The organism is Synechococcus sp. R6-10, assembly GCF_047461815.1.
Lineage (GTDB): Bacteria > Cyanobacteriota > Cyanobacteriia > Thermostichales > Thermostichaceae > Thermostichus.
In genome coordinates this window covers 1-2,479 of the sequence record NZ_JANSHW010000515.1, presented here as the reverse complement: position 1 = coordinate 2,479, position 2,479 = coordinate 1, and the positions used below count along the sequence as shown (strand labels likewise).

At 59.5% G+C, this 2,479-nt stretch carries 3 protein-coding genes; 1 reads left to right on the top strand and 2 read right to left on the bottom strand.

Going from position 1 to position 2,479, the window contains the following annotated elements; translation table 11 throughout:
- Together NW837_RS12995 and NW837_RS12990 are read right to left on the bottom strand one after the other, a co-directional pair.
- Positions 1–1,356, bottom strand: a 1,356-nt coding sequence (locus NW837_RS12995; protein WP_414332061.1) for a hypothetical protein, incomplete at its 3' end; no start/stop codon positions are given.
- A gap of 140 nt (positions 1,357–1,496) precedes the next feature.
- Positions 1,497–1,892 (bottom strand): hypothetical protein, encoded by a 396-nt coding sequence (locus NW837_RS12990; RefSeq protein WP_011434124.1) that lies wholly within the window; start codon positions 1,890–1,892, stop codon positions 1,497–1,499.
- Between the two features lie 124 nt (positions 1,893–2,016).
- Between NW837_RS12990 and NW837_RS12985 the strand changes: the two genes are divergently transcribed.
- Positions 2,017–2,479, top strand: a 463-nt coding sequence (locus tag NW837_RS12985; protein ID WP_414332060.1) for a RibD family protein, incomplete at its 3' end; no start/stop codon positions are given.

Genomic DNA, 2,479 nt, shown 5'->3' with positions numbered 1-2,479 from the left:
GTCGGCTATGGTCAGGGCCTTGAGATCCTCTGTCTCTGGCCGGGCTTTCTCTGGAGCTGGGGTCGGTGCGGCTGCAGGTGGGGAAGTTCGTCGGGCTTCGGCTAGCGCTGCAGCTAGGGCACGGTTTTCCACTTGAGCCGCTTGCAGTTGGGCCTGGAGCTGGCTCACTTGGGCTTGGGCTTGCTGCAAGCGATCTTGAGTTTCTCGCAGTTGGGCTTGGGTTTCTTGGAGCTGCACTTGCAGGCGGTGGGTGGCCTCGGCAGCTTCTTGGCGAACGTGGGCCAGGTCGGCAGTTAAGCGCTGCTTCGTAGACTGGGCCAGTTGGAGTTGGTGTTGGTGCTCCTGCAGCGACTGGTTCAGGGCAGCCACTTGGGCTTCCATTTGCTGCAGAGCATGACGCAGGTGGGTTTGCTCTTGGAGCTGCTGTGCCTGATCCTGCTGTATCTTCTGCTGCTCCTGCAGTTGGGATCCCAGCTTTTGCAGCTGGTGTTTGGCCTGAGATTGCCATTCTGTCAACTCGTGGCAGCGGCGCCGCAGGGTCTCCAGCTCTGCTTGGGCGGCTTGCAGTTGCGCGGATCCCTGAGTTTGCTGGGCTTGGAGTTGCTCCTCCAGTTCCCGAATGCGCTGTTGGGCAGCCTTTTGTTGTTCTGTCTCCTGTTGAATTTGGGCTTCCAATTGGGCAATGCGCTGCTGCTGTTCCTGCTGGCGGGCTTGATGGTCGGCAACCTGCTGCAGCGATTGTTCGACCAGGAGCTGTTGCTGCTGCCGCTGCTGCTCCAGTTGCGCTTCTAAGATGGCAATTTGCTCTTGGTAGCGCTCCAGCTGGGCTTTGTATTGCTGGGTAACTCTGTAGGTCTCTTGGGCTACCTGTAGAGGGGAGACATAAAGAGGGGGCTGATCGGGAATGGTGGACCACTGCTCCACCATCACCTCCCAACTGTTGGCAGCTCCTTTCTGGCGCCGCAGCCGCTGCTGCTTGTCCAAGGCCCATTCCAACCAGTGGGGTTGTACCCAGCCCTGCTGCACCAAGATCTCCCCCAGCTTGCGCTCCGGGTGCTGCCGCTGCTGAATCAGAGCCTGATGGATGTGCTCCAGCTCCAGATACCCATGCAGCATCAAGATCTCGCCGATACGCACCAGTTCGACCGGGATCAACGGATAGAGATCTCGGGGGGCAACCCAGCCGTGCTGCATACACAGCTCCCCCAACATCAAGGGGTTGTCGGCCTTTTCCCACATGGCCTGAGCCAGTTGGGCGGGGGTGAGCAGTCCTGCTCGGTTGAGGGCTTCTCCCAAGCGGATCTCAAACTTTTCCTGCTCGATGGCGGTTGGGGTGGGGCTGGTCGGCGGATTCATTGGGCCTCTCGGACGGGAAGAGTAAGCTCTGCTACAACTATCGTAGTGGAAAATCCTTAGAGAAGTACCATTCTGCAACCGAAACGCATTTTGTCAAGCCGAGGATCCACGGATTTTGCCGGAAGGTCGCTTTTTAAGTCCTAAGAGGGGCGCTGTTCTTGGCTTTGGGCAAACTGTTGCAGCCGCCGCAGCATCAGCAATTGTCCCAAGCCCAAGGGCAGGAGAGAGACGGCCTCTACCCGCAACTGCACCCAGCCGTTCCCCCACAGCCAGTCACAGTAGCCATCGGCTCCTCCCCACATCAGCAGGCGCAGCCGTTCCGGCAGCAGGGTTTCCACCTGGTGCATGATCGAGAGGGGGCCCCATTGGGCCGCAAAGGTGCTGCCCAGCTCCAGCCTTTCGGGAAGGGATCCCTGCAGTTGCTGGGGCCAGATCCACTGCTGCAACAATCCCACCTCTGTCAGACAGCGCTGCATCGTCGATGCACTGGCCTCGACTTCAACCCGGATGGTGGATGATTGAAATGTTCCTAACATATCCGTTCCGCATGGGCGAGCTGGTGACCGGCACAACAGTCTGTGCCACGGTTCTCCCGGCGATGCCTGACTCTATTCTGGTCAATTTGTGGGGTTTGCCCACCCTTTCTCAGCAATCTTGTCTTTGAATCGTCCCCACTTGGTTGCCATCTTCGCCCAGAGCTTGGATGGAAAGATCGCAGCCCATCGAGCGCAGAGGCCCTCCTTCAGCAGCCCTGAGGACTATCGGCACTTGGAAACCCAAGCTGCCCAGCAACAGGCTTTGATCATGGGGGCCGCCACTCTGCGGGCCTACGGCACCAGTCTGCGTATTCGGGATCCCGAGTTGATCCAACGCAGAACCGCTCAGGGCCTCTCTCCCCAGCCCCTGACGATCATCTGTTCCGACAGCGGGGATATTCCTGAGGATTTGCCGTTTTTTCGCCAGCCCCTCACCCGTTGGCTGTGGACAACTCCCAAGGGATCCCGGATTTGGCGAAACCGAACCGGCTTTGAAGACATCTGGGTGGCTGCCGATTGGGATCTGCCGGCACGGCTGGCCCGCCTGCGCAGCTTGGGCATTGAACGGGTGGGGTTGTTGGGCGGGG